This is a genomic window from Pseudomonas sp. GW821-FHT11D10 (assembly GCF_058808435.1).
In genome coordinates, this window is sequence record NZ_JBXARR010000004.1 from 1 (window position 1) to 25,652 (window position 25,652).

General features: G+C 62.1%; 23 protein-coding genes and 1 pseudogene. 9 read left to right on the forward strand and 15 right to left on the reverse strand.

Going from position 1 to position 25,652, the window contains the following annotated elements:
• Positions 1-240: 240 nt before the first annotated feature.
• From AC1RT4_RS13670 to AC1RT4_RS13685, 4 genes and pseudogenes are all read right to left on the reverse strand, one after another.
• Positions 241-1,122: a methyl-accepting chemotaxis protein gene (locus AC1RT4_RS13670; RefSeq protein WP_493086351.1), complete on the reverse strand. Its 882-nt coding sequence runs from the start codon at positions 1,120-1,122 to the stop codon at positions 241-243.
• Positions 1,123-1,149: 27 nt separating this feature from the next.
• A pseudogene (locus AC1RT4_RS13675) lies at positions 1,150-2,205 on the reverse strand (methyl-accepting chemotaxis protein); the annotation flags it as partial.
• Positions 2,206-2,313: 108 nt separating this feature from the next.
• Entirely contained in the window at positions 2,314-3,714 is a 1,401-nt protein-coding gene (locus tag AC1RT4_RS13680; protein ID WP_493085708.1) for an aminotransferase-like domain-containing protein, read from the reverse strand.
• A 195-nt stretch (positions 3,715-3,909) separates the two neighbouring features.
• Positions 3,910-4,671 (reverse strand): SDR family oxidoreductase, encoded by a 762-nt coding sequence (locus AC1RT4_RS13685; protein WP_007917441.1) that lies wholly within the window; start codon positions 4,669-4,671, stop codon positions 3,910-3,912.
• Between the two features lie 228 nt (positions 4,672-4,899).
• On the opposite strand from AC1RT4_RS13685, the gene AC1RT4_RS13690 reads away from it, so the two are divergent.
• A complete protein-coding gene (locus AC1RT4_RS13690) occupies positions 4,900-5,904 on the forward strand; it encodes an NADP-dependent oxidoreductase (protein ID WP_493085711.1) in 1,005 nt (334 codons plus the stop codon).
• Positions 5,905-5,956: 52 nt separating this feature from the next.
• Here AC1RT4_RS13690 and pyrF read toward each other — a convergent pair whose 3' ends face one another.
• Complete coding sequence (gene pyrF / locus AC1RT4_RS13695) at positions 5,957-6,655, reverse strand: orotidine-5'-phosphate decarboxylase (protein WP_007960372.1); 699 nt, start codon at positions 6,653-6,655, stop codon at positions 5,957-5,959.
• A gap of 295 nt (positions 6,656-6,950) precedes the next feature.
• On the opposite strand from pyrF, the gene AC1RT4_RS13700 reads away from it, so the two are divergent.
• The 3 genes from AC1RT4_RS13700 (at position 6,951) to xopAW (ending at position 9,717) form a co-directional block, all read left to right on the forward strand.
• Positions 6,951-7,700, forward strand: a complete 750-nt coding sequence (locus tag AC1RT4_RS13700) for a response regulator (protein ID WP_064384157.1) — start codon at positions 6,951-6,953, stop codon at positions 7,698-7,700.
• Positions 7,700-8,749: a sensor histidine kinase gene (locus AC1RT4_RS13705; RefSeq protein WP_493085713.1), complete on the forward strand. Its 1,050-nt coding sequence runs from the start codon at positions 7,700-7,702 to the stop codon at positions 8,747-8,749. The genes AC1RT4_RS13700 and AC1RT4_RS13705 overlap by 1 nt, the downstream gene beginning before the upstream one ends.
• 110 nt (positions 8,750-8,859) lie before the next feature.
• Positions 8,860-9,717, forward strand: coding sequence for a XopAW family type III secretion system calcium-binding effector (xopAW, locus tag AC1RT4_RS13710; RefSeq protein WP_493085715.1), 858 nt, complete (start codon positions 8,860-8,862; stop codon positions 9,715-9,717).
• A gap of 213 nt (positions 9,718-9,930) precedes the next feature.
• Here the strand turns inward: xopAW and AC1RT4_RS13715 are convergent, their stop codons facing one another.
• The 10 genes from AC1RT4_RS13715 to AC1RT4_RS13760 form a co-directional block, all read right to left on the reverse strand.
• Positions 9,931-10,056 (reverse strand): hypothetical protein, encoded by a 126-nt coding sequence (locus tag AC1RT4_RS13715; protein WP_493085717.1) that lies wholly within the window; start codon positions 10,054-10,056, stop codon positions 9,931-9,933.
• A 395-nt stretch (positions 10,057-10,451) separates the two neighbouring features.
• Complete coding sequence (locus AC1RT4_RS13720; RefSeq protein WP_179694084.1) at positions 10,452-11,492, reverse strand: AI-2E family transporter; 1,041 nt, start codon at positions 11,490-11,492, stop codon at positions 10,452-10,454.
• 70 nt (positions 11,493-11,562) lie between these two features.
• A complete protein-coding gene (locus AC1RT4_RS13725) occupies positions 11,563-12,369 on the reverse strand; it encodes a DUF4892 domain-containing protein (RefSeq protein ID WP_179694083.1) in 807 nt (268 codons plus the stop codon).
• 127 nt (positions 12,370-12,496) lie between these two features.
• The gene (locus AC1RT4_RS13730; RefSeq protein WP_493085720.1) at positions 12,497-13,351 is read right to left on the reverse strand and encodes an alpha/beta hydrolase; all 855 of its coding nucleotides are present in this window, start codon (positions 13,349-13,351) and stop codon (positions 12,497-12,499) included.
• Positions 13,348-14,154 carry an alpha/beta fold hydrolase gene (locus AC1RT4_RS13735; protein ID WP_085683559.1) on the reverse strand — a complete coding sequence of 269 codons (807 nt, stop codon included), beginning with the start codon at positions 14,152-14,154 and terminating at the stop codon, positions 13,348-13,350. The genes AC1RT4_RS13730 and AC1RT4_RS13735 overlap by 4 nt, the downstream gene beginning before the upstream one ends.
• A gap of 118 nt (positions 14,155-14,272) precedes the next feature.
• Positions 14,273-14,716, reverse strand: coding sequence for a hotdog fold thioesterase (locus AC1RT4_RS13740; protein ID WP_007957810.1), 444 nt, complete (start codon positions 14,714-14,716; stop codon positions 14,273-14,275).
• 31 nt (positions 14,717-14,747) lie between these two features.
• Positions 14,748-16,403, reverse strand: coding sequence for an AMP-binding protein (locus tag AC1RT4_RS13745; protein WP_493085722.1), 1,656 nt, complete (start codon positions 16,401-16,403; stop codon positions 14,748-14,750).
• An 81-nt stretch (positions 16,404-16,484) separates the two neighbouring features.
• Complete coding sequence (sixA, locus tag AC1RT4_RS13750) at positions 16,485-16,937, reverse strand: phosphohistidine phosphatase SixA (protein ID WP_007957806.1); 453 nt, start codon at positions 16,935-16,937, stop codon at positions 16,485-16,487.
• Positions 16,934-17,281 carry a DUF4389 domain-containing protein gene (locus tag AC1RT4_RS13755; protein WP_493085724.1) on the reverse strand — a complete coding sequence of 116 codons (348 nt, stop codon included), beginning with the start codon at positions 17,279-17,281 and terminating at the stop codon, positions 16,934-16,936. Before AC1RT4_RS13755 ends, sixA begins: the two co-directional genes overlap by 4 nt.
• Before the next feature lie 18 nt (positions 17,282-17,299).
• Complete coding sequence (locus AC1RT4_RS13760) at positions 17,300-18,325, reverse strand: NAD(P)H-dependent glycerol-3-phosphate dehydrogenase (RefSeq protein WP_007957803.1); 1,026 nt, start codon at positions 18,323-18,325, stop codon at positions 17,300-17,302.
• Between the two features lie 196 nt (positions 18,326-18,521).
• On the opposite strand from AC1RT4_RS13760, the gene AC1RT4_RS13765 reads away from it, so the two are divergent.
• The 5 genes from AC1RT4_RS13765 (at position 18,522) to fabB (ending at position 25,471) form a co-directional block, all read left to right on the forward strand.
• Positions 18,522-20,645 (forward strand): TonB-dependent receptor plug domain-containing protein, encoded by a 2,124-nt coding sequence (locus AC1RT4_RS13765; protein ID WP_493085726.1) that lies wholly within the window; start codon positions 18,522-18,524, stop codon positions 20,643-20,645.
• A complete protein-coding gene (locus AC1RT4_RS13770; protein WP_102688133.1) occupies positions 20,646-21,578 on the forward strand; it encodes an ABC transporter substrate-binding protein in 933 nt (310 codons plus the stop codon).
• Complete coding sequence (locus AC1RT4_RS13775; protein ID WP_493085729.1) at positions 21,575-23,476, forward strand: ATP-binding protein; 1,902 nt, start codon at positions 21,575-21,577, stop codon at positions 23,474-23,476. Before AC1RT4_RS13770 ends, AC1RT4_RS13775 begins: the two co-directional genes overlap by 4 nt.
• Before the next feature lie 247 nt (positions 23,477-23,723).
• Positions 23,724-24,239 carry a 3-hydroxyacyl-[acyl-carrier-protein] dehydratase FabA gene (fabA, locus tag AC1RT4_RS13780; RefSeq protein WP_003227150.1) on the forward strand — a complete coding sequence of 172 codons (516 nt, stop codon included), beginning with the start codon at positions 23,724-23,726 and terminating at the stop codon, positions 24,237-24,239.
• Positions 24,240-24,250: 11 nt separating this feature from the next.
• Entirely contained in the window at positions 24,251-25,471 is a 1,221-nt protein-coding gene (fabB, locus tag AC1RT4_RS13785) for a beta-ketoacyl-ACP synthase I (RefSeq protein ID WP_493085731.1), read from the forward strand.
• Positions 25,472-25,652: the final 181 nt, after the last annotated feature.

Here is a 25,652-nt window from a genome sequence, read left to right on the forward strand (position 1 = left end):
GCATCGAGAGGAGGTGCAGCGAAGCAAACCGTAGGCGATGCCCCCGGATGAATCCCGGAACGAAGGAACACCGAGCCCAAGCGAGGGGCCGAACGCCGGGGCCCAGCCTTTTGGTTCCTTTTTGGCGTTTGAAAAAGGGACTCGCCGTAAGGGCGAAACCGCCAGCGGCAGCACCCGCAGAAACGGATATGAACGCAATAAAACGGGAACCTGGTCGGCCCAAAGGCCGCCAAGTCCAAATCAAAGCCGAAAATGCCCAACCATCCCCCGCAACTCACTCCCCAACTGCGCCAGCTCAACACTCGAAGCCGCATTCCCCCGCATCGCAATCGAAGACTGATCCGCACTCGCCCGAATACTCGTCACACTGCGATTGATCTCCTCAGCCACCGAACTCTGCTCCTCAGCCGCCGCCGCAATCTGCTGATTCATTTGTTGAATCAACGAAACCGCCGCCGCAATACTCCCCAACGCACTTTCGGTCTGCAACGCATCACTCACCGCCAGCTTCACCAGTTCGCCACTGCTCTGAATCTGCTGCACTGACGAATGCGCCGCCGAACGCAAGGCACTGACCAGCCGCTCGATCTCCTCGGTCGACTGCTGCGTGCGCCGGGCCAGCGCCCGCACTTCATCGGCGACCACCGCAAAGCCCCTGCCCTGCTCGCCCGCCCGCGCCGCTTCGATCGCCGCGTTGAGCGCCAACAGGTTGGTCTGCTCGGCGACACTCTTGATCACCCCCAGCACCGTGCCGATGTTCTGGATTTCCGCACTGAGGCTTTCGATACTCGAACTGGCCGACGTCGCCGAATCCGCCAGTTGCTCGATCCGCGCCATGCTCTGGCGCACCACCTGCTGGCCACTTTCGACTTTGCCATCGGCAGTCTGCGCCGCGAGCGCCGCTTCTTCTGCATTACGCGCAACATCGTGCACGGTGGCGGTCATCTGGTTCATGGCCGTGGCGACCTGTTCGGTTTCCTCTTTCTGGCTGCTGACCTCAAGGTTGGTCTGTTCGGTCACCGCCGACAGCGATTGCGCCGAACTCGCCAGCTGTTCGATCCCCGCCTGCAACCCGCTGACAATCGCGCTCAAGCCCGCGCCCATCTGCTGCATGGCCAGCATCAGCTGGCCGATTTCGTCACGGCGGGAGACCTCGATCGTTGCGCTCAGATCACCGGCCGCAATCTGTTGCGCCACGTGAATCACGCTGCGCAACGGTGCAACGATCAGCCGGGTAATCACCCACGCCGCAATCAGCCCGACCAGCAACGCCAGCGCCGATGAGCCAATGATCAGCACCGAATTCTTTTTCAGTTCGCCCTGCATCGCGCCGTCTTGCGCGACATACGCCTGATCGACCCGCGCCACGACTTCATCGGCCCGTTGGTGCAACTGTTGATAGACCGTTTTTTCCTGAGCCAGCAACCCGGTGTACTCGGCAAGCTTGTCGCTGAAACCGGCAATGTGCCCGGAGACCTCATTGAGCACCGTCAGGTAACCCTCGTCCTTGACCGTGGATTTGAGCTGCTCGGCCTGGGCCTGAGCCTGGGCAGCCTGCTCGATATTGCCCTGGCCCGCGCTGTCATCACCCTTGCGGCTTTGATCCAGGCGTACCCGCGCTTCGTTCATTGCCTGCAACATCAACCGCGAAACCTGGCTGACCTGACCGGCCTGTTCGATGAATTGCGCCCCATCCTTGCCTTCGCTGTCTTTCAGGGTGTAAGCGCCGTCGTCGGCCAGACCGGCCTGCAACACATCGAGATTGTTGGCGACGCTGGACACCGACCAACTGGCCATTTCCAGCGCCAGATCCTTGGCCTGGGACAACGAGACGAATTCATCGAACGCCTTGCGGTACGCGCCCAATGACTGTTGGACGTCGTTCATGACCGACTCATTGCCCGGCGACAAAATCTTGAGTTGGTCGGCCATGGCGATCAGACCGTCGACACCTTCGTGCAAGGCATCGACGGTTTTCGGGTTGCCGTGCAGGGCGTAGTCCTGCTCCAGCAAACGCACCTTGAGCAAGCCACTGTTGAGCGATGACATCTGCTTGAGGCCGTCGAAGCGCTGACTGATGGTTTGCAGGGACCAGACGCCAATCGCCGCCACCAGTGCAGTCAGCAACAACACCAGCACAAACCCGATACCCAGTTTTTTTGCCATACCGAGGTTGGCAAAACGTCCTTGCACGGCCGAAATCATTGCGCGTAGTCCCCTGCCATAGTCTGTTGTCGAAGATTCGCAACGGCCTTGAACCAGCACAAGTCTCTGGCGTCGGAATAATGGCAAAAAGCTACGCACGCGTCGTTTTCAGAACGTTCGAGGTCGATCCATGGCTGTATCGCAAAAAAACTGCCGTGCCCGTGGATCACAGGCGTAAGCAACGTTGATCCGCTGCCAGTCGCACGCTTCGCCACTGGGGCTGAACGAGGTTGCACAAGACAGCTGCACCCCGCAGCGCGAGGCATGCCTGCGCAAGTGCGCTTCATCGGCCAACGGCGCGCGCGCCCAGATGAACAGGCCGCCCGTGGGCTTGCCGAACACTTCCCAGTCGGCATCCTCCAGGGCCTGCAACGCAGCCGCACGATCTGTATTAAGCCGCTGGCGCTGTCGCTGCACCAGCTTGCGATAGGCGCCACTGGCGAGCATTCCGGCCAGCACCGCCTCACAGAACCTCGAGGTCCCCATGCAACTGATCATCTTGACCCGCGCCATCCGCTCGATCAGTTCGCCATCGGCCAGCACGAAACCCACCCGCAGCGAGCTGCTCAGGGTCTTGGAAAAACTGCCGAGGTAAATCACTCGCCCCTCGTCATCCAGCGCTGCCAGGCGAGTGCCGTTGCCGTTGTGCAGGTCGGCGTAGACATCATCTTCTATCAGGCGCAGATCGTAGATCCTGCTCAACTCCAGAATACGTCGAGCGACCGCCGGCAGCAGGCAACTGCCCGTGGGATTGTGGTGGTGACTGTTAATGAATAGCGCGGTGGGCCGAAATTGGTGCAGCAACGCCTCGAGCGCCTCGAGATCCGGCCCGCCCGGTGTGCGGCGAACCTCCAACATGCGCACGCCGTGCAAACGCAGCAGTTCGAAAAGCGGCGCATAACCGGGGGTCTCGACCACGACACAATCACCGGCCTTGAACAGGGTACGCACGATCAGGTCCAGTCCGTGGCTCGCGCCGGCGGTGGTCATCACCTGTTCTTCAACAGCCTTGATACTCAGCAATCCCAGGCGCTTGACGATCTGCTCGCGCAACGCCGGCAGCCCCAGAGGCGTGCTGTAGTTGAACAGGCTGGCCATGTCGGCGCGCGTCACCTCGCGGATCGCATAACCGAGATCATCGGGCTCGCGCCAACTCTCTGGCAGGACGCCACTTCCCAGCGTCAAACCGACGCGCCATCGGGACGCTGGATCGCCCCCGCTGCGCTCCCCTTCACACCCTGAGCCATCAATCGCCTTGCAGCAACCGGGCAACGAAGCCGCCACCATGAATCCCGAGCCCTGACGCGAGGCCAGAACCCCTTGCGCCACCAGACGCTCGCAAGCCTCCATCACGCATGACTGGCTGAGCAGATTGCACCGTGCGATCTCTCGCACGGAGGGCAGACGCGTCGTCGGCGGCACCTGCCCCTGCATGATCCACTCGGTCAACCCGTCGACAATCTGCTGTACGACCGGCACCATTGCCAGTCGGTCAATTCTCAATTCCATGAGCACGCAAACTCCTGTCCGTTTTTGCTGGCGGCAGTAAATCACAGCCAAGCCCTTGAGGCTGTGCGACAAAACCGCCAAAAGCCTCCGTTCTCACCATTTGAAACACATTGTTTAGCGGATTCACGAAACCACTCCCGAGGCGAAAAAAACCCGCCGGTGGGCGGGTCCTTTTTTGTATCAGCCGACGCCACCTCAGAAAGCGGTCACGCCACCGTCCACGGCCAGCGAGTGACCGGTGGTAAATGCCGCACCATCGCTGCACAGGTACAGCACGGCGCTGGCAATTTCCTCGACCTTGCCGATGCGCCCGACCGGGTGCATGGCGTTGGCGAATTCGCCTTTCTTCGGGTCCGCTTCATAGGCGCGACGGAACATGTCGGTGTCGATCACTGCCGGGCATACGGCGTTGACGCGGATTTTCTTCTTGGCGTACTCGATGGCGGCAGATTTGGTCAGGCCGATCACCGCATGCTTGGAAGCCGCGTAGATGCTCATCTTCGGCGCGGCGCCCAGTCCTGCCACCGAAGCGGTGTTGACGATCGCCCCGCCGCCCTGGGCCAGCAGCAACGGCAGTTGATATTTCATGCACAGCCACACGCCCTTGACGTTGACGCCCATGATCGCGTCGAACTCATCCATCGAACCTTCGGCCAGTTTGCCCTTCTCGATCTCGATCCCGGCGTTGTTGAAGGCATAGTCGAGACGGCCGTAGGTATTGATCACCTCGTCCATCAGATTTTTAACTTCGCTTTCGACGGTCACGTTGCAGCGCACGAAGGTCGCTTCGCCACCGGCTGTACGAATCAGCGCCACGGTGCCCTCGCCCCCGGCCGCATCCAGATCGGCCACCACCACTTTCAGACCTTCGGCGGCGAATGCCTGGGCCGTCGCGCGGCCGATGCCGTTGGCCGCGCCGGTGACGACGGCTACCTGACCGGAAAACGTCATGCTCATTGTTATGTCCTCGAATGCGGGGGGATTGATGAAGGCAGCATAGCCACAGGGGCCTGAGTGACGTCAGCACTATCAAAAGGCCGGTTAGGCTTTCATGAATCGCAGTGATGAAACCCCGCCGGGGACTATCACCGTACTGGATCAACCTGCATTCGCCCCATGAGCCGACCTTGCGGCATCGCGCCTGAAGGTCTATCAACAAGGCTTCATTCAATTCGAGTGCCTGTCATGACCAACCAGACCAATCGCCAGTTCCTGCTCGCCAAACGCCCGGTGGGCGCCGCCACCCGCGAGACCTTCACCTATCAGGAAGTACCGGTCGGCGAGCCGGCGGCGGGGCAGATTCTGGTCAAGAACGAATACCTGTCCCTCGACCCGGCCATGCGCGGCTGGATGAACGAAGGCAAATCCTACATTCCGCCGGTGGGTCTGGGCGAAGTCATGCGCGCGTTGGGCGTAGGCAAAGTCGTCGCGTCAAACAATCCGGGGTTTGCCGTCGGCGACTACGTCAACGGTGCCATTGGCGTGCAGGATTATTTCCTCGGCGAGCCAAGAGGTTTCTACAAGGTCGATCCGAAACTGGCACCGCTGCCGGTTTATCTGTCCGCACTGGGTATGACCGGCATGACCGCCTACTTCGCCCTGCTCGATGTCGGCGCACCGAAGGCCGGCGACACCGTGGTGCTGTCCGGCGCTGCCGGCGCGGTGGGTAGCATCGCCGGGCAGATTGCCAAGATCAAAGGCTGCCGGGTGATCGGCATCGCCGGTGGCGCCGACAAGTGCAAGTTCCTGATCGATGAACTGGGTTTTGACGGCGCCATCGACTACAAGAGCGAAGACGTGCTCGCCGGCCTCAAGCGCGAGTGCCCGAAAGGCGTGGACGTGTATTTCGACAACGTTGGCGGCGACATCCTCGACGCGGTGCTGAGCCGTCTGAACTTCAAGGCGCGCGTGGTGATCTGCGGCGCCATCAGCCAGTACAACAACAAGGAAGCGGTCAAAGGCCCGGCCAACTACCTGTCGCTGCTGGTCAACCGCGCGCGAATGGAAGGTTTCGTGGTGATGGATTACGCCGCGCAGTACGCCGGTGCCGCCCAGGAAATGGCCGGCTGGATGGCCAAGGGTCAGCTCAAGAGCAAGGAAGACATCGTCGAAGGCCTGGAAACCTTCCCGGAAACCCTGGGCAAACTGTTCAGTGGCGAGAACTTCGGCAAACTGGTGTTGAAGGTCTGAAAACAAAGAAGGGAGCCATCGGGCTCCCTTCTTTGATGCTTCAGCTGTTCGCTCAGGCCAGTTCGGCAACCACCGAGGCCAGTGCCTTGGCCGGATCCGCCGCCTGGCTGATCGGACGGCCGATCACCAGATAGTCGGAACCGGCATCCAGCGCCTGACGCGGGGTCAGGATGCGACGCTGGTCGTCCTGGGCGCTGCCGGCCGGACGAATTCCCGGGGTCACCAGTTGCAGCGACGGATGCGCGGTTTTCAGCGCCGTGGCTTCCAGCGCCGAGCACACCAGACCGTCCATCCCGGCCTTCTCGGCCAGTGCCGCCAGACGCAACACTTGCTCCTGCGGCTCGATATCCAGACCGATTCCCGCCAGATCCTCACGCTCCATGCTGGTCAACACGGTCACGCCGATCAGCAACGGCTGCGGGCCGCTGCGCTTGTCCAGCTCTTCACGGCAGGCCGCCATCATGCGCAGGCCGCCGGAGCAGTGAACGTTGACCATCCACACGCCCATCTCGGCAGCGGCCTTGACCGCCATCGCCGTGGTGTTGGGAATGTCGTGGAATTTCAGGTCGAGGAATACTTCGAAACCTTTGTCACGCAAGGTGCCGACGATTTCCGCGGCGCAACTGGTGAACAGTTCCTTGCCCACTTTGACCCGGCACAGTTTCGGGTCCAACTGGTCGGCCAGCTTCAGTGCGGCGTCACGGGTAGGGAAATCCAGGGCGACGATGATAGGAGTCTGGCAGGCGGACATGGATGGGCTCTCAGGCAAGTCGAAATCGGCGCGCATTGTAGCGGAACCGGCGACGGCGCGGCACCCGATGATCGGTAAATCGTCGCGCCAACCGTGATCAGCATAGCCTTGCAGGGTATTGTGTCGAACCCGATACACAACCGACACGCCGGCAACATGCGCCCGCGCTAGCCTCGCCAGCCGCAACAAGTCCTTACAGCAGCCCTTCCCGCCTCACGGCCGGACGCCTATGCTGAAACCACAACCTCGCAGCCTATCTTTGTGGTTGGCGGCCTACTGGCAGATGAACAGCCTCATGCACAACTCCCAAGTCTCCGTGAACGACGAGCAGAAAGACGACAAGCGCTGGAGCATCCGTGCCCTGATCGTCGACGATGACGTGCCGATCCGCGAACTGATGATCGACTACCTGGCCCGCTTCAACATTCACGCCAGCGGCGTCACCGACGGTGCGGCGATGCGTCAGGCGATGCAGGCCGAACATTTCGACGTGGTGGTGCTCGACCTGATGCTGCCCGGCGAAGACGGTCTGTCGCTGTGCCGCTGGCTGCGCGCTGAATCGGACATCCCGATCCTGATGCTCACCGCCCGCTGCGAACCCACCGACCGGATCATCGGCCTGGAACTGGGCGCCGATGACTACATGGCCAAACCGTTCGAACCTCGTGAACTGGTGGCGCGGATCCAGACGATTCTGCGCCGGGTGCGCGACGATCGCACCGAACAGCGTGCGAACATTCGCTTCGACAACTGGCGCCTGAACAGCGTCCTGCGCCAGTTGATCGCCGACGATGGCCTGGTGGTGCCGCTGTCCAACGCCGAATTCCGTCTGCTCTGGGTGTTCATCGAACGTCCGCGCCGGGTGCTCAGCCGCGAACAGTTGCTGGACGCTGCCCGTGGCCGCTCGATCGAAGCCTTCGACCGCAGCATCGACCTGCTGGTCTCGCGCCTGCGGCAAAAACTCGGCGACGACCCGAAAGCCCCGCAACTGATCAAAACCGTGCGCGGTGAAGGCTACCTGTTCGACGCGCGAGACATCGGCTGATGCGGGCGCGCTTCGACACGCTGTTCGGCCGCCTGTTTGGCGTGCTTTTAGTGGCGATCGTCCTGGCGCACTTGCTGGCCTTCGCCTGGTTCCGCCTCTACGGCCCGCCGCCCCCGCCACCGCCGCCGGAGTTCTCGCAAAGCCTCGACGGCAAACAGCCACCGCAGGATCCACGCTACCCGCCCCGTCCGCCGCGTCCCTGGTTCGGCGGGCCGATCGTGCCGCTGACCTTCCAGTTCATCTCGCTGATCATTGCCGCCTGGTACGGCGCCAAGCTGCTGACCCGGCCGATCCAGCGCCTGAGCGATGCAGCCGAACGCCTGAGCGAAGACCTCGACAGCCCGCCGCTGGACGAAACCGGCCCCCGGGAAGCCCGGCAGGCCGCACACACGTTCAACCTGATGCAACACCGCATCCGCGAACAGGTGCAGCAACGCGCGCGGATGCTCGGCGCCGTCTCCCACGACCTGCGCACCCCGCTGTCGCGGCTGAAACTGCGCCTGGAAAACATCAACGACGACAAGCTGCAGGGCCAGATGCGCCAGGATCTGGACGACATGATCGGCATGCTCGACGCCACCCTCACCTACCTGCACGAACAACGCACCAGCGAAGCCTTGCAGTTGATGGACGTCCAGGCGCTGGTCGAATCACTGTGTGAAAACGCCCAGGATCAAGGCGCCGACGTGCAGGTCAGCGGCCACTGCGCCCCGATGCAGGTGCAACCGATGGCATTGCGCTCGTGCATCAACAACCTGATGGACAACGCCTTACGCTACGCCGGCCAAGCGCACATCGAACTGCAGGACCAGCGCGAACAACTGCTGATCCGCGTCATCGACCACGGCCCGGGCATCGCGGCGGACAAGCGTGAAGCCGTGTTCGAACCGTTCTTCCGCCTCGAAGGCTCACGCAACCGCAACTCCGGCGGCGTCGGTCTGGGCATGACCATCGCCCGGGAAGCGGCGCAACGCCAGGGCGGACAACTGACCCTGGCAGAAACACCCGGCGGCGGCCTGACCGCCGTGATCCAACTGCCCCGCCACTGATCCCGACTGTGTACCGGCCGGTACAAACCCCACATACCCACGACACCTTGCGCCTCGAGGCTGCATAAGCCGGTACACCCACCGGTTTTCCAGTCCAAGGAGTGAGCCCGATGATCGGTAGCGTCAGCAACTACACGAGCTATACCAGCACCAGCAGCACCTCCACCCAAAACGCCCGCAGCCAGCAACTGCAAAAGGAACTGTTCGCCAAGCTCGACAGCAACGGCGACGGCGCGGTGGATCAGGACGAACTGGGCAGCGCCCTGTCACAAAAGTCCAACGACGGCCTGCTGGTCAGCCTGAGCAAACAATTCGGCGATCTGGACAGCGATTCCAGCGGCAGCCTCAGCGCCGAAGAAATGACCGCCATGGCCCCACCCCCACCGCCCCCTGGCGACCAGGCCCCCAACACCGAACTCGCCGACGCCCTGATCAGCGCCCTGGACGCCGACGGCGACGGCGCCATCAGCAGCGACGAACTGAGCAACGGCCTGACCAGCGCCGGCAGCACCGCCGACAGCAGTAAAATCTTCTCGGCCCTGGACAAGAACGAAGACGGCGTCGTCAGCCAGGACGAACTCGCCGCCAGCCTCACCCCACCGCCACCCCCACCACCGCAAGCCTCCAGCGACGAACTGTTCAGCCAGCTCGATGCAGACGGCGACGGCACTGTTACCGCCACCGAACTGAACAGCGCGCTGCAGACCAACGACAGCACCTCCTCAAACAACACCGACACCGCCGCCGCCCTGCTCAAGGTGCTGGACAGCGACAGCAGCGGAGGCGTCAGCAGCGACGAACTGAAAGCTGCACTGCATGCAGGTCGCGAACGCCCGGATGACGAACAGACCGCCAGCAATACTCAAACCACCACCGAAGCGCTGAACCGGATGATTGCCAATCTGAGCAAGCAGTACTCGCTCGAAAACACTGCGTCGGTGGGCAAGTATTTGAATGTGGCGACTTGAGATTGGGTGAAGAGGATCGCTCTCGGGTCAAGACTTAAGGGGCGATTAACTCTGGCTGGGTGAGTGGTTTGCTTTGGCTCTGCGGTGTGTCATCAAAGCGGCCCTCACCCTAGCCCTCTCCCAGAGGGAGAGGGGACTGACCGAGGTGATTGGGAGAGATACGCCGACGTGAGATACCGAGGTGAACTCAGGTTTTGAAGCACATAAGTCCACTCATACCTGCGCGCCAACACCAGCGCCAACACCAACACCAACACCAACACCAACATCGGCATCGGCATCGGCATCGGCATCGGCATCAGCATCCACTTCCGCACCAGCACCAGCACCAGCTTCCACATAAACCTCCGCTTTCGCTTCGGCTTCTCACCACTCAACACAATGAGCGTTAGCTCGAGTACCGCTTTTGACGTACCGGCCCCGTTGGAAGGCTGAGTGGAGGGATTTATCCGGGGGTGGGAGCGCAGCGACCGTGCGGCGCAGCCGCATGCATCGAGAGGAGGTGCAGCGAAGCAAACCGTAGGCGATGCCCCCGGATGAATCCCGGAGCGAAGGGACGCCGAGCCACAGCGAGGCGCCGAACATTGGGGCAAGCCCTTTTGGTTCCTTTTGGGGCGTTTGCCAAAAGGGACTCGCCGTAAGGGCGAAACCGCAAACCGCAACACCCGAAGCAACGGATATTCACCCCAAACAACCAACAACCTGGTCGGCCCAGAGGCCGCCAAGGCAAAGCCTCAAACCCGAGCCTGACTCTTGCTCCAATCCGTCAACAAACTATAAGCAACAGCCAAAAGCGTAGGCCCAATAAACAACCCGATAAACCCAAACGCAATCAACCCGCCAAACACCCCAAGCAACACAATCACCAACGGCAGATTCCCGCCCCGGCTGATCAGATACGGCTTGAGCACGTTATCCACACCACTGATGACGAACGTCCCCCAGATCCCGAGAAACACCGCCATCCCATACTCGCCCTTCCAGGCCAGCCACGCCGTGGCCGGAATCCACACCAGCGGCGGCCCCATCGGAATCAGGCTGAGCAGAAACGTCACGATCCCCAGCACCAGCGCCCCCGGCACCCCGGCAATCAGGAACCCGATCAGCGCCAGCACCGCTTGCGCCGCCGCCGTACCGATCACCCCGTTGACCACCCGCTGCACGGTACCGGCCACCAGATCGATGTAGTACCCGGCCCGGTCACCGATCAGGCGCTCCAGCAGACTGTGCACGAACGCCGCCAATCGCGGCCCGTCACGGTAGAAAAAGAACACGAAGACAATGCTCAGGGTCAGTTCGAGAATCCCGCTGCCGATCTGCGCACTGCGCGCCAGCAACCAGTTGCCGACCTGCCCCAGATAAGGTTTGACCGTCACCATCAGGGCCGCGCCCTGCTGATCGATGCTGTTCCAGATCCCGACAAGCCGTTCGCCCACCACCGGCACGCCGCCCAGCCAGCTCGGCGCCTCGGGCAGTCCGTCGACCTGCACATCCTTGATAAACGCTGTGGCATCACGCACGTGATCGGCCAAGTTAAAGCCGAGCCACACCAGCGGCCCCGCCACCAGCAACATCCAGCCCATGGTCAGCAACAGCGCCGCGAGGGATTCCCGGCCATTGAGCCAGCGGGTCAGCAGGCGCATCAGCGGCCAGCTGGCAAACGCCAGCACCGCGCCCCAGAACAGCGCCGACCAGAACGGCGCCATCACCCAGAAACTGGCGCCAAACAACACCAGCAACAGGATCTGCACCAGCAGACGATCATTATTGGGCATGTGAAATCTCGAAAAAAATCAGTCAGGCAAAGAGTAGGCGAACACGCCGAGCGTGTCCGCCAAAGACACCTTATCGCAACAGATCGATGCGCAGACCTTCGCCGTCGACACTGCCGGTTTCCATTCGCGCGGCGCGCACGCCCTGCCCGATCAGCGCTTGACGCCAGGCCTCGGCCTTGGGCCCGGAGACCGTCACCCGCAAGGTGGTGTCGAGGTTCAAACCACGAGACAGCAAACGCAGCCAGGTGTCATCCGGATCGCCGGCGAGCTTTGGAAAGTCCAGCTCGCCGGTGCTTTTCAATTCCCGCAGCAGCGTGGCCGAGGTCGGCAGCAGGTCACCGAGCGGTGCCAGCGCCTCGAACTGTTCGACGTGCAGATAGGCTTTGCGATTACCGCGGGTGATGCTGTACAGCGCCACCAGCGTGTTGTCACGCGGAGCCGCGAGCCTCAGCAGCAAATAGGCCTGCTGCTCGTCGGCACCGTACAGTTTGGCATTACCGAACACCTCATTGGCCCACAGGCTGCTCTCGCCGCAATCCCGGGCCTGGCACCAGAACAACAGCTGCGCATCCTGCTTTTGCAGGGCTTCGCGAGCGAGAGTGAAGGCTTCAGTAGCGGAATGTTCCGGCGGCAACTCGTAGGTCACCGAGGTGGTTTGCCCCCGGGCGCTGACCTGGCCGTCGAAACGCAACTGGCCGCTGATCTTGCGGATCGAGCCGAGCGGGTAGATCCGCTCCAGCTCCATGGCGGGGCGATAGTCGACGATCTGCGCATCGGCCACACGCGGCACGATCGGCAGATCCTGACTGCCCGGCAGATCGGCAGCGAATAGAAAGGGACTGAAACAGCACAGCGCCAGCAGACTGATAGATCGCATGGACAGGCTCATCGCAGGGGCATGGCCTGGGTGCCTTTGGGGCAGTTCGAAGTCGCAGCGGTGTAGAAATCCATCTTGGTTGTCTCCCATTTCAACCTGCCCAGCCTCGACAGTTGCCGGGAGCAAGTCAAGGAATGGCGAAGAACCGATTGAAACAGTCTGCGACAAGGTCGGCCCCGGCCTCATCATTCAGGTGCAGATGATGCCCGCCCGGCAGCTGTTCCCGGTCAAAGGGTAGACGCTCCAGCAGCTCCGGATGTTTGGCCAGCATGCCGTCGGCGGCGACCACCAATTGCGCGGGACAGGCAATGCGCTGCACGAACGCCATCGCCTGTTCCTGGGTAAGACGCAGCGGCGACGGCAACGTCAGACGATTGTCGGTGCGCCAAGTGTAACCACCGGGCACCGGCATCAACCCACGCTGCGCCAACAGTTCGGCGGCTTCACGACTGACCGCCACCAGCCCTTTCATCCGCGCCTCGATGGCCCGGTCGAGGGTGTTGTAGACCGGTTTGCGCTTTTCCCGAAGATCGAGTTGCGCCTGTAAGGCCATGCCCATGCGCTCGGCGGCGTTTTCGCCTTTGTCGGTAGGAGGAATCACCCCGTCGATCAACGCCAGATGGGTGATGCGTTCGGGCAACGATCCCGCGAGCACCAGCGAAACAATCGCACCCATGGAATGCCCGAGCAGGCCGAAACGTTTCCAGCCCAATTGCTCGGCGACCTGCAGCACGTCATGGGCGTAATCCCACAGTGCGTAACCGGCGCCGTTCGGGCGGTGCCCGGAATGCCCGTGACCGGCCATGTCCAGCGCCACGATGCGCAAGCCTTTGAGCTTCGGTGCCAGACGCGCGAAGCTGTTGGCGTTGTCCAGCCAGCCGTGCAGGGCGATCACCGGCAACCCGTCTTCCGGGCCGAACAGGTGCGCCGCCAGTTCGATATGCGGCAGGCTCAGGCGCACTTCTTCGACGGCGGGCTTCATGCGCAATCCTTGTCTTGCCGGCGCTCCCAGCGATCGAACAGGTTTTTCAGTAATTGCGCAGTGTCCTGTGGGCGCTCAAGCGGAAACATATGGCCGCCAGGCACGGTCAGCGACTCGCCCTGAGGCAGGCGCCCGACGAAGCGGGTGTGATGGTTCATCACCACACGGCTCTTGTGCCCGCGCACCACCGCCAGCGGCACTTTCAATTGCCGGGTATGCGCAGGACTGGTATGCGGCACGCCGCGATAGATGCTGATCTCGGTCGCAGGATCGAAGCGCAGGCGCAGCTTGTCGCCGACCTTGTGCAGACCGTGTTGCAAGTAGGCATCGAAGCATTCCGGATCAAAGCTGCGGAACAGGGTTTTGCCGGCGAAATAACCACGGGCACTGTCCAGGTCGGCAAACTCTTCGCGGCGCCCCAGCGTGCGGCCGGCCGGGGTCAGTTTGTCGATGAAACCAAAGCGCTTGGCGGCGCGGATCACCCATTGATCAGTGCGGGTCAGCACCGGCGAGTCGAGCATCACCACCCCTCGATACAACTCAGGGCAACGCAGTGCGGCGTGCAGATGCAGCATGCCGCCGAAGGAATGGCCGACGCCCCACACCGGTTCATCTTGCTGTTGCAGGTGATGGATGAGTTCGTCGACCAGGTGGTACCAGTTGTCACCCGCCGGGAAACGCGGGTCATGGGCGTGTTGTTCCAGATGCGCGACCCGGTACTCGGGCGCCAGCGCCGCGAACAGTTTGCCGTAGGTGCCCGAAGGGAAACCGTTGGCGTGGGCGAAGAAGATCGGTTGCGACATACCGGCAAATCCATGAGCGGAAAACAGGCGTTGATTGTCCGTAAGACCGCGTCCCACAGCAATGACCGTAACTGCCAGGAATGATGACAGTCCGGTCAGGGCTATGACGCTTCGGCCATCAACGCGCCGGCGGTTGTTCTCCCAGCGGCACCACTGCCATGGTCAGGCGCGACACACAACTGGCCTTGCCTTCATCGCTGGTCAGGCGAATGTCCCAGACGTGGGTGGTGCGGCCGATGTGGATCGGTTTGGCCACCGCCGTCACCCGTCCGCTGCGCAGTCCGCGCAAGTGGTTGGCGTTGATTTCCAGGCCCACGCAATAGAACTTGCTGGCGTCGATGCACAGGTAACTGGCCATCGAGCCGACCGTCTCGGCCAGCACCACCGAGGCGCCGCCGTGCAGCAGGCCGTAAGGCTGATGGGTGCGATGGTCGATGACCATGCTGGCCGTCAGCGATTCCTCGTCGAAGGACTCGAAGCGAATGTCCAGCACTTCGCCGATGGTGTTTTTCTGGATTGCGTTCAACTGCTCGATGTTCGGAGTGGTGCGCCACAAGGTCATCGCAGGCTTCCTTTGTTGTTTTGATCGACGCTCAATCCTGCCACAGCACCGCCTCGCTGCGCTCGCTCCATTCTTCGAAACGTGCCCCGTAGGTGTCTTCGATGATGTTGCGTTTGATTTTCAGGGTTGGTGTGAGGAAGCCGTTCTCCACCGCCCAGCTGTCTTTGACCACCACCAGCCGGCGCAGACGCTCGTGCTTGTCGAGGACGGCGTTGACCTCCTCCAGCAATTTTTCCAGGCTCGAATGCAGCGGCGCGCGGGCCTCTTCCCGGCCCACGGCCGACAGCACGCACAACCCCAGCGGCGCGCTCAGGCCATCGCCGACCACGCAGACCTGTTCGATCCGCGAATGCACCGCCAGACGATTTTCGATCGGCGCCGGGGCGACGTACTTGCCCTTGCTGGTCTTGAAGATTTCCTTGAGCCGCCCGGTCAGGCGCAAACGCCCTTCGGCGTCCTGCTCACCTTTGTCGCCAGTGCGCAGGAAGCCGTCTTCGGTGAGAGTCTCGGCGGTTTTCTGCGGCTCCTTGAAGTAACCAAGCATGTTCGCCTGGCTGCGCACCTGCACTTCGCCGGACTCATCGATGCGCACTTCCACGTCAGGGCATGGCCGGCCGATCCAGCCTTCCTTGTATTGCCCCGGCAGGCAGATGTGCGAATAACCGCAGCTTTCGGTCATGCCGTAGACCTCCAGCACGTCGAGCCCGAGTTTCTGATACCAGCGCAACAGGGTCAGCGGCACCGGCGCCGCACCGGAAAGCGCGACGCGCAGAGCATCCAGCCCCAATCCGGCCAACACCTTGTGACCGATCCGCTTGCCGATGAAGGGCAGACCGAGGAGGAAATCCAGGCGTTTCGCCGGGATCTTGCTGTAGACGCCCATCTGGAATTTGGTCCAGATCCGCGGCACACCGAACATCGCCGTCGGCCGCGCCCGCTTGAGATCGGCGAGGAAGGTGTCGAGGCTCTCGGCGAAAAACACTGTCTGGCCGGTATAGATCGACGCCAGTTCAACGAACATCCGCTCGGCGACATGACACAGCGGCAGATACGACAGCAGCCGGTCGTTCTCATTGAGCCCGAACAACTGCGTGCCGCGCGTCGTCGCGAACCCGAGATTGGCGAAGCTGTGCATCACGCCCTTGGGCAGGCCGGTGGTGCCGGAGGTGTAAATGATTGTCGCCAGCTGCTCGGCGGCGGGACGCGGATCGTCCTGGATCGGCGAGCTGCGCTGCACATCGTTCCAGTTGAAATCGAACGTGCCCGGTGGGTGCAGCGGCAGGCTGACGGTGGTCAGGCCGTCCGGTACACCCGGCGACATGCCCGGCCAGTCATCGAGTTTGCCGATGAACGCCAGCACGCTTTCCGAGTGGGTGAGCACCTGATTCACCGATTCGGCAGTGAGGTTCGGATAGAGCGGCACCGAAACGTGTCCGGCCATCCAGATTGCCAGGTCGGCGATGATCCAGTGCGCGCAGTTTTTCGAGATCAGGGCGATGTGGCTGCCTTGCGGCAATTCCCGGGAGCGCAGCCAGTGCGCGGCGCAGCGGGCCTGATGGCCGACATCGGCCCAGGTCAGTGTCTCGACCTGCCCGCCACCGATCGGCTGCACCAGAAAACGCTGACGCGGGTGCCGGGCCTCGCGTTCGTAAAACACGTCCAGCGGCAAACGGAAGGCGGAAGACATTCGACTCGCTCCTGTTTTTTGGTCTGGAGCAAGCGTAGTCAACCAAGCAAGTGCTTGGTTGACTATTTCGTACAAAAAATTTCAGGGATGTTTAAGGCTGTTGAGCGTCATCGAACCGATCAGCAATTCGCTGTGTTCAAGCTCGGCCAGCCCGGCGGTGCTGACTTTTTCCGGCGGGTAGCCCGCACCGTGTTGCAGGTAGCTGAGCAGATTGCCTACCAGCGGATTGTGGCTGACCAACAGCACGTTGCTCACCGAGACCAGTTGCTCGGCCACACGGTCCGGGTCAACTTCCGGGGTCAGCCACTCGACTGTACGGATCTCCGGCTCGAAGCCGAGAGCTTCGCGCACCAGTTGCGCCGTCTGCTGCGCCCGCAGGTACGGGCTGGCGTAGATGGCGGTCAGCGGCTGGCCCATCAAACGGGCCGCGCTGCTCAACACTTCCTTGCGACCGTGGGCGGTGAGTTCTCGCTCGGAGTCGGGGCGCGAGCCATAGGGCTCGGCCTCACCGTGACGCAATACCCAGAGTTTCATAGCTTGGGTTCCTCATCCCGGGCCGGATGCGGTGCCGGCGCGACAACGTGTGGCGCTTCACCTTCCGGGGTACGCGGCGTCGGCCAGTCGGCGAACGGCCAGGGTTTCTGGTCGCTGTGGAAGCTGCCGAAACGACCGATCTGCGCCAGAAACTGGCTCAGGCTGTCGCCGAAATTCATCAGGCTGGCGCTCGGGGCGCCATAGATCAAACGATAGATCAACTGCACCAGCACCACCGCGCCGAGGATGAACTGCGCTACCTGCCAGACCAGCACGTAGACGATCATCCACAACACCCGCAGGAGGATGGATTCATATTTGGCTTCGGTTTTCGGATCGCTCATGCCCTGCTCCCTGCTGAATCAGTTGAAACCACTGGTGGAAATAAAGTCGACGTCGGTTTTCGGCTCGCCTCTCATCAGAAGACCGATTACCTGCTCAAGCGTGCGCCCTTCGAACAGGATCGCATGCAATCCGGCGACCAGCGGCATGTACACGCCGACGTCCTGGGACTTGGCCTTGAGCACTTTCAGGGTGTTGACCCCTTCGGCGACTTCACCGAGGCGCGACACCGCTTCGTCCAGGCTCAAGCCCTGGCCGAGGGCGAAACCGACCTGATAGTTGCGGCTTTTCGGCGACGAGCAGGTAACGATCAGATCGCCGACCCCGGCCAGACCGAGGAAGGTCATGGGGTTGGCGCCCTGATTTACCGCAAACCGGGTCATCTCGGCCAGGGCGCGGGTGATCAGCATGCTCTTGGTGTTCTCGCCCATCTCCAGCGCCACTGCCATGCCGGCAATGATTGCGTAGACGTTTTTCAGGGCCCCGCCCAGCTCCACGCCGAAACGGTCGGCGCTGGCGTAGACGCGGAAAGTGCGGCCATGCAATGCGGCCTGCACGGCTTTGCAGAGTTCTTCGTCTTCGCTGGCGACCACGGTGGCAGTCAGCGCGTGCTCGGCGATTTCCCGAGCAAGGTTCGGCCCGGACAGCACGCCAATGCGCGCCTGCGGAGCGATCTCTTCGAGAATCTGGCTCATCAGTTTGAACGTGTGGGCTTCGATGCCCTTGGTCAGGCTGACCAGCATCTTGCCGCTCAGGCGTTCGGCGTGCGCCGCCAATACCGTGCGCAGCGCGCTGGACGGCAACGCGACGAAACACAAATCGCAGGCGTCGAGGGTTTCCTGCAGGTCGGTGACCGCAGTCACGCCCGGCAGAATCTTGATGCCTTTGAGGTAACGCGGGTTCTCGCGATTGACCCGGATGGCCTCGGCCTGTTCGGGGTCACGCATCCACTGCCGGACTTGATGGCCGTTCTCGGCCAACAGATTGGCCACGGCGGTACCAAAACTTCCGCCTCCCAGGACCGCAATCGGGCGCTGTTCAGTCATATGTAATCCGTTAATCCATACCAGTGGCGATGCCGGCATTATACGGAGCGTCCCCTTCTCGGACAGCCCCGGCGTCAATTACCCGCACTTGTCAGAAGAAGACCAACAAAACCGAGGAAAATGCCTGCAACGTGACTGGAAAAGTGGTCGACCTCGGTTAACATGCGCGCCAATTCTTTGCTATCAAGGCTGCGTCGTGTTTTCTGGCCCCCCTTCCCCGCGTTCGTCCCTGCTGCTGGCGCTGCTGTTCAGCCCGGTGCTGCTGGCGGACGACCTGTTTGTCGACAGTGAGGCCTTGCCGCAGATCCTGACCGCCACGCGCCTGAAACAGTCGCCGGCGGAAGTCCCGGGCAGCATGACCGTACTCGACAGCGAACTGATCAGCGCCAGCGGCGCCCGGGACATCAGCGAACTGTTGCGGCTAGTGCCGGGGATGATGGTCGGCAATATCAGCGGCAATCAGGCAGTGGTGAATTATCACGGGACCAACGCCACTGAAGCCCGGCGCATGCAGGTGTTGATCGACGGCCGCTCGGTGTACCGCGCCGGCCTGGCCACGGTGGACTGGAGCGACATCCCGGTGGCCATGGAAGACATCGAGCGCATCGAAGTCTTTCGCGGCCCGAACACCGTCAGCTACGGCGCCAACGCGCTGATGGCGGTGGTCAACATCATCACCCGCAACCCGGCGGACAGCCATGGCACACGGCTGAAGCTGACGCGCGGCCAACGCGGCATCAACGACTTCTATGCCAGCCAGAGCACCGGCTGGAATGGCGGCGACCTGCGTCTGTCGCTGTCCGGCCAGGAAGACGACGGCTTTGACAGCGACCGTACCGGCGCCGATTACCGCGACAGCCGCCGCTTGAACCGCTTCAGCCTCGCGGTCAGCCAGACACTGAGCGACAACCAGAGCCTGGACTGGCAGGTCAACGCCAAGGACGGGACCAATCAGCGGCCTTATACCTACCGTCCGGTGTTCTCCGGGATTACCGCTGCCGGGAACAATTCCGACGTGGTTGCCAAGGACTACGCCGGTTCGGTGCGCTGGAACCTGGACCTCAATCCCGATCACAGCCTCTATGTGCAAGGCTCGGCACAACACTGGGATCGTCAGCAGACCTGGCGCGCCTGTGACGCCGAAGTGTCGTTCAGCCCGCAACTGACGGAGCTGTGGCAGCTCAACCCGAACTACACCGAACGCCTGGCCCGCAACATGACCCTGTTCACCGGCCCCGGTGCACCCGCCGGCACGCCGCAGGAAATGGCCCTGGCCAATCAGGTGCTGGACCAGTGGCGCAATGGCGCGCGCCAGACCCTGTGCGGCGACATCGACCAGAGTGCCCGGGAATCGCGCTACGACCTGGAGTTGCAGGACACCCTCAGCCTGTCCGATAGCCTGCGTCTGGTCAGCGGCCTGAACTATCGTTACGACCGGGCCGATTCCGAGACCTATTTCAATGGCACGCTGGACGACACCACGTGGCGCGCCTTCAGCCAACTGGAATGGCGCGCCAGCGAACACTGGCTGTTGCAGGGCGGCGCCATGTTCGAAGACACGCAACTGATCGGCAGTTCGCTGACGCCCCGGTTTGCGGTCAACTACCTGTTCAACCCGCGCCACAGTCTGCGCGCGGTGTATTCGGAGGCCATCCGTTCGCCGGACATGTTCGAGAACAACGTCAACTGGAGTTATCAGGTGACCAACCTGCGGCCCGCCGCCTATGGCCAGTCTTCGGCCCGCTACTTCGTCAAGACCCGGGGCCCCGGCGATCTGGACCAGGAACACATGCGCTCGCGGGAACTGGGCTACAACGGCTATTTCCCGGAATGGGGCCTGGCGCTGGACGTGAAGCTGTTCTACGACGAAATCACCGGGATGATCAGCGAGCCGCTGCGCAACAATCAGTACATCGCCAGCAACGCCAACGATTCGCGGTTTCGCGGCACCGAGACGCAACTGGACTGGCGCCTGAGTGCGGCCGACCGCCTGCGCCTGACCTACGCCTTCGTCGACGCCGAGGCGAGCAATCCGCTGGACCAGCAATTCACCGCACGCAACAGCGGTTCGGCGGGCTGGCTGCGCGATTGGGGCCACGGCTGGAACAGCGCCCTCTTCTATTACGGTGACAACGCGCTCAACGGATACCGCTTCGAGCGGGTCGACACGCGCATCGCCAAACGCATCGCCCTGGGCAAGGCTCAACTGCAACTGGCCGGGGTGCTGCAACAGCGCCTCGATCATGAGCCGACCACGTTCGTCGACAACAATTACGACGAACGCCGCGTGGTGTATTTCAGCGCCGAGCTGGAGTTCTAGATGCGTTACGCCATGTCACGGAAGATGCCAACGCTCGGCCAATGGCTGGCCGGGCTTTGTCTGTTCCTGACAGCGTGGCTGCATGGCGTGGCGGTGCAGGCGGCCGACATTCTGCTGACCGGCGCCGAAGAAAGCCCCGGCGTGCAGTCCTTCGTCCAGGCCCTGAGCGAACTGCGCCCGACCGACCGCGTGCATTTTCAGCCACTGGCCAGCCTGCCAGCGCCGGGCAAGTTGCCGTCGAGCCTGCGCCTGATCCTGCTGGATCTGCCGAGCCTCGACTGGCGCATGCAGGAAAGCCAGGGCCCGGCGACGCTGGTCCTGCGCATCAGCCGCTTGCAGGCCCGGCAACGCTTCGGCGACGCGCAACCGCCCCACTTGAGCCTGCTGTGGGCCGATCCGCCGCTGAGTCGTCAGTTGCAACTGATCCGCCGGATCCTGCCCCAGGCCGGGCGAGTCGGCGTGCTGTTCGATCAGCACAGCGAGTTCCTGCTCAAGGAGCTGCAATCGGCGGCCCAACCGCTGAATCTGCAAATCGTCCCGCAACGCTGGGACAACACCCACGACAGCCGGCCCTTGCAGACCGTGCTGAAAAACAGCGACGTGCTGCTGGGCCTCGACGACCCTGACCTGTACAACCCGAAAACCGCGAAGAACCTGTTGCTCAGCAGTTACTCTCGGCAACTGGCGCTGGTCGGGCCGAATGTCTCGTTCGTTCGCGCCGGCAGCCTGGCCAGCACCTACAGCGATCAGAACGACTGGCTGGCCGTCCTCGACGAACTGCTGGACCGGCCACCGGCCACCTGGCCGCGCACGCTCTATCCCGGCCGCTTTAAAGTCTCAAGTAATGCGCAGGTGGCTCGTTCCTTAGGGATAGAACCGATGAATGAAGCGTCTGTCGCCGCAGAGCTGGCCGAAGGAGAGCGCCGCCCATGATTTTCCGCCGTTGGGACATCAACACCCGCACCCAGTTGATCAGCCTGGGCCCTGCGCTGTTGCTGACCTTGCTGCTGATCAGCTTTTTCACCTTCGTGCGCATTCAGGATTTGCGTCAGGAGCTGAACCACACCGGCCAGTTGATCGCCAACCAGCTCGCACCGGCCACCGAGTACGGGGTGATTTCCGGCAACAACGAAGTGCTGGAAAGCCTGCTCAAGGCCACGCTGGCCACGCCGAACGTACGGTTTCTGGAAGTGCAGGACAGCGCCAACCGGATTCTGGCCTATGTCGAACAGCCGGCAGATGCGCACAACCGTCCGCATCAGGTCGAGGTGTTCCAGGCGCCGGTGCGGCTGCAACGCATCGCCTTGCACAACGATTTCTTTCAGGACGGCAAGAGCAATCCCGGCGTGGCCAGCGAGGACTATCTGGGACGGGTGATTGTCGGTCTGTCGAATGACGCCTTCAGTCAGCGCCAACAGGAAATTTTGCTCAAGGCAGGAATTCTGGCGTTGTTCGCCCTGCTCTTCACGTTTGTCCTGGCGCGGCGGCTGGCCGGCAGTATTTCGCAGCCGATTCGCGATATCGGCAATGCGGTCAAGGCGATTCAGGACGGCGACTACAAGACCCCGCTGCCGATTGTCGATGACACCGAGCTGGGCGCCCTGTCCCAGCACATCAACAACCTGGCCCAGGCGCTGGAACAGGCCAGCCGCGAACAGCATCAGGCGATGGCGCAACTGATCCAGACCCGCGAGGAGGCGGAGAAGGCCAACAACGCCAAATCGGATTTCCTGGCGATGATGAGCCATGAACTGCGCACCCCGATGAACGGCGTGCTGGGCATGCTGCAATTGCTGGAAACCACCGAAATGACCGAGGAGCAGGTCGAATACGCAGCGCTGGCTTCCGAGTCCACCGAGCATTTGCTCAAGGTGATCAACGACATCCTGGATTTCTCGCGCATCGAGCGTTCGGAACTGGAGCTGGAGCACATTCCGTTCAACCTCGCCGAAGTGATCGGCGCCTGCGCCCAGTCGTTCCAGCACAGTGCGGCGCAACGCGGGCTGGCCCTGCAACTGCGGATCCCCGAAGACATGCGCGACTTGCAGGTACAGGGCGATCCGACGCGGATCCGGCAGATTCTGGTCAACCTGGTCGGTAACGCGCTGAAGTTCACCGAACAGGGGCGCGTCAGCATCGAGGCGCAGTGGCAGTCGCTGGATCACGAATTGCTGTGGTTCACCTGCGCGGTGCGTGACAGCGGCATCGGCATTTCACCGGAGAGCCTTGAGCTGATGTTCAACGCGTTCCAGCAGGCCGACAGTTCGATTTCCCGTCGTTATGGCGGCACCGGTCTGGGCCTGCCGATTGCCCGCACCCTCGCCGAGCGGATGGGCGGCACCTTGCGCGCTCAGAGCGAAGAAGGTCGCGGATCGGTATTCACCCTGGAAATACCCCTGGCTTTATATAAGCAGGCACTGCCCGCGCTGGCGGCACCGCGCACGCTGAACGGCGACAGTCACGGCGAAGGACGCAATGTGCTGCTGGTCGAGGACAACCCGGTGAACCAGACAGTGATTGAAGCGATGTTGCGCAGCCTGGGCTTTACCGTCAGCGTCGCCACCGATGGCGTGCAGGCGGTGCGCAGCGCCGGGGACAGTCGTTTCGAAGCGATCCTGATGGATTGCCGCCTGCCACTCATCGACGGTTACGAGGCGACCCGACAGATCCGCCGCCTGCCCGGCTGCGGACATGTGCCGATCATCGCCCTGACCGCCAATGCATTGCAGGGCGACCGGGAAAACTGCCTGTCGGCGGGCATGAACGATTACCTGGCCAAGCCATTCAAACGCAATGATCTGCAGCAGATTCTGCAGCGCTGGGTGCAGTAACGGGGCCCTTTCGAGCATCTGCGACTGGCGTGAAAAGCGAAAGTGCGGCAGTCTTAGGCACCCGAACGGGCCTCAAAAGGGGCTTGAATAAAAATTTCAGTGCACAAGTGTACATTCATGTCCTTGGTGCTGTGACTTTCACCACAACGCAATAGTCTATGAGTAGGCTGCCGGTACGAGGCATGAACGCGTCGATCGGCCGGGAAGATTTGCCCCACCTGCCGCATGGGATTATTGAGGAGCTCGCATGACCAAACAAAACGCCTTTACTCGGGAAGACCTGCTGCGCTGCAGTCGCGGTGAGCTGTTCGGCCCAGGTAACGCGCAACTGCCCGCCCCGAACATGCTGATGGTGGATCGCATCACCCTGATCAGCGAAGAAGGCGGCAAGTACGGCAAAGGTGAATTGGTCGCCGAGCTGGATATCAACCCCGACCTGTGGTTCTTCGCTTGCCACTTCGAAGGCGATCCGGTGATGCCGGGCTGCCTGGGTCTGGACGCCATGTGGCAACTGGTCGGTTTCTTCCTGGGCTGGCAAGGCCTGCCGGGCCGTGGCCGTGCGCTGGGTTCGGGCGAAGTGAAATTCTTCGGCCAGGTCCTGCCGACCGCCAAGAAAGTCACCTACAACATTCATATCAAGCGCGTCCTCAAGGGCAAGCTGAACCTGGCCATTGCCGACGGTTCGGTAACTGTCGACGGTCGCGAAATCTACACCGCCGAAGGCCTTCGCGTCGGCGTGTTCACCTCCACTGACAACTTCTAAGGGTTATTCGCATGCGCCGCGTCGTTATCACTGGTCTGGGCATCGTTTCGTGCCTGGGCAATGACAAAGAGACCGTCTCCGCTAACCTGCGTGCAAGCCGCCCTGGCATCCGGTTCAACCCGGAATATGCCGAAATGGGTCTGCGTAGCCAGGTTTCCGGCTCCATCGACCTCAACCTTGAAGAGCTGATCGATCGCAAGATCTATCGCTTCGTCGGCCACGCAGCGGCTTACGCCTACCTGGCCATGAAAGACGCCATCGCTGACTCCGGTCTGACCGAAGAGCAGGTGTCCAACCCGCGTACCGGCCTGATCGCAGGTTCCGGCGGCGCGTCGACCCTGAACCAGATGGAAGCGCTGGACATCCTGCGCGAGAAAGGCGTCAAGCGCGTCGGCCCATACCGTGTAACGCGGACCATGAGCAGCACCGTTTCGGCTTGCCTGGCCACTCCGTTCAAGATCAAGGGCCTGAACTACTCCATCGCTTCTGCCTGCGCCACCAGTGCTCACTGCATCGGTACCGCCATGGAACAGATCCAGATGGGCAAGCAGGACATCGTGTTCGCCGGTGGCGGTGAAGAGGAGCACTGGAGCCAGTCGTTCCTGTTCGACGCAATGGGCGCATTGTCCAGCAAGCGCAACGACACCCCTGAGCAAGCCTCCCGCGCCTACGACGCCGACCGTGACGGTTTCGTCATCGCCGGCGGTGGCGGCATGGTGGTGGTCGAGGAGCTGGAACACGCTCTGGCCCGTGGCGCGAAGATCTACGCGGAAATCGTTGGCTACGGCGCGACGTCCGACGGCTACGACATGGTGGCCCCAAGCGGCGAAGGCGCAATCCGCTGCATGCAGCAGGCGCTGTCCACCGTCGACACCCCGATCGACTACCTGAACACCCACGGCACTTCGACTCCGGTCGGCGACGTCGCGGAAATGAAAGGTGTGCGTGAAGTGTTCGGCGACAAGGCCCCGGCCATCAGCTCCACCAAGAGCCTGTCGGGTCACTCCCTGGGCGCCGCCGGCGTTCACGAAGCGATCTACTGCATGCTGATGATGGAAGGCAACTTCATCGCCGGTTCCGCCAACATCGACGAACTGGACCCTGAAGTGGCCGATCTGCCGGTGCTGACCAAGACCCGCGAGAACGCCACCATCAACACCGTGATGAGCAACAGCTTCGGCTTCGGTGGCACCAACGCCACCGTCGTGCTGAAGCGCTGGGAAGGCAAGTAATTCCCTTCCGCTGAGCCGCACATGAAAACGCCCCGACTGGTTCGGGGCGTTTTTTTTCGCCTTGAGAAAGGCATTTTCAGCGGCGCCAAGATGAAACGTTTGTCATGCAACTTACCGCCCTGCGACTGAATGTCGCGGATTCAGCGGGCTCCAGCGCTGTTGCAGATTTCGCAAGAATACA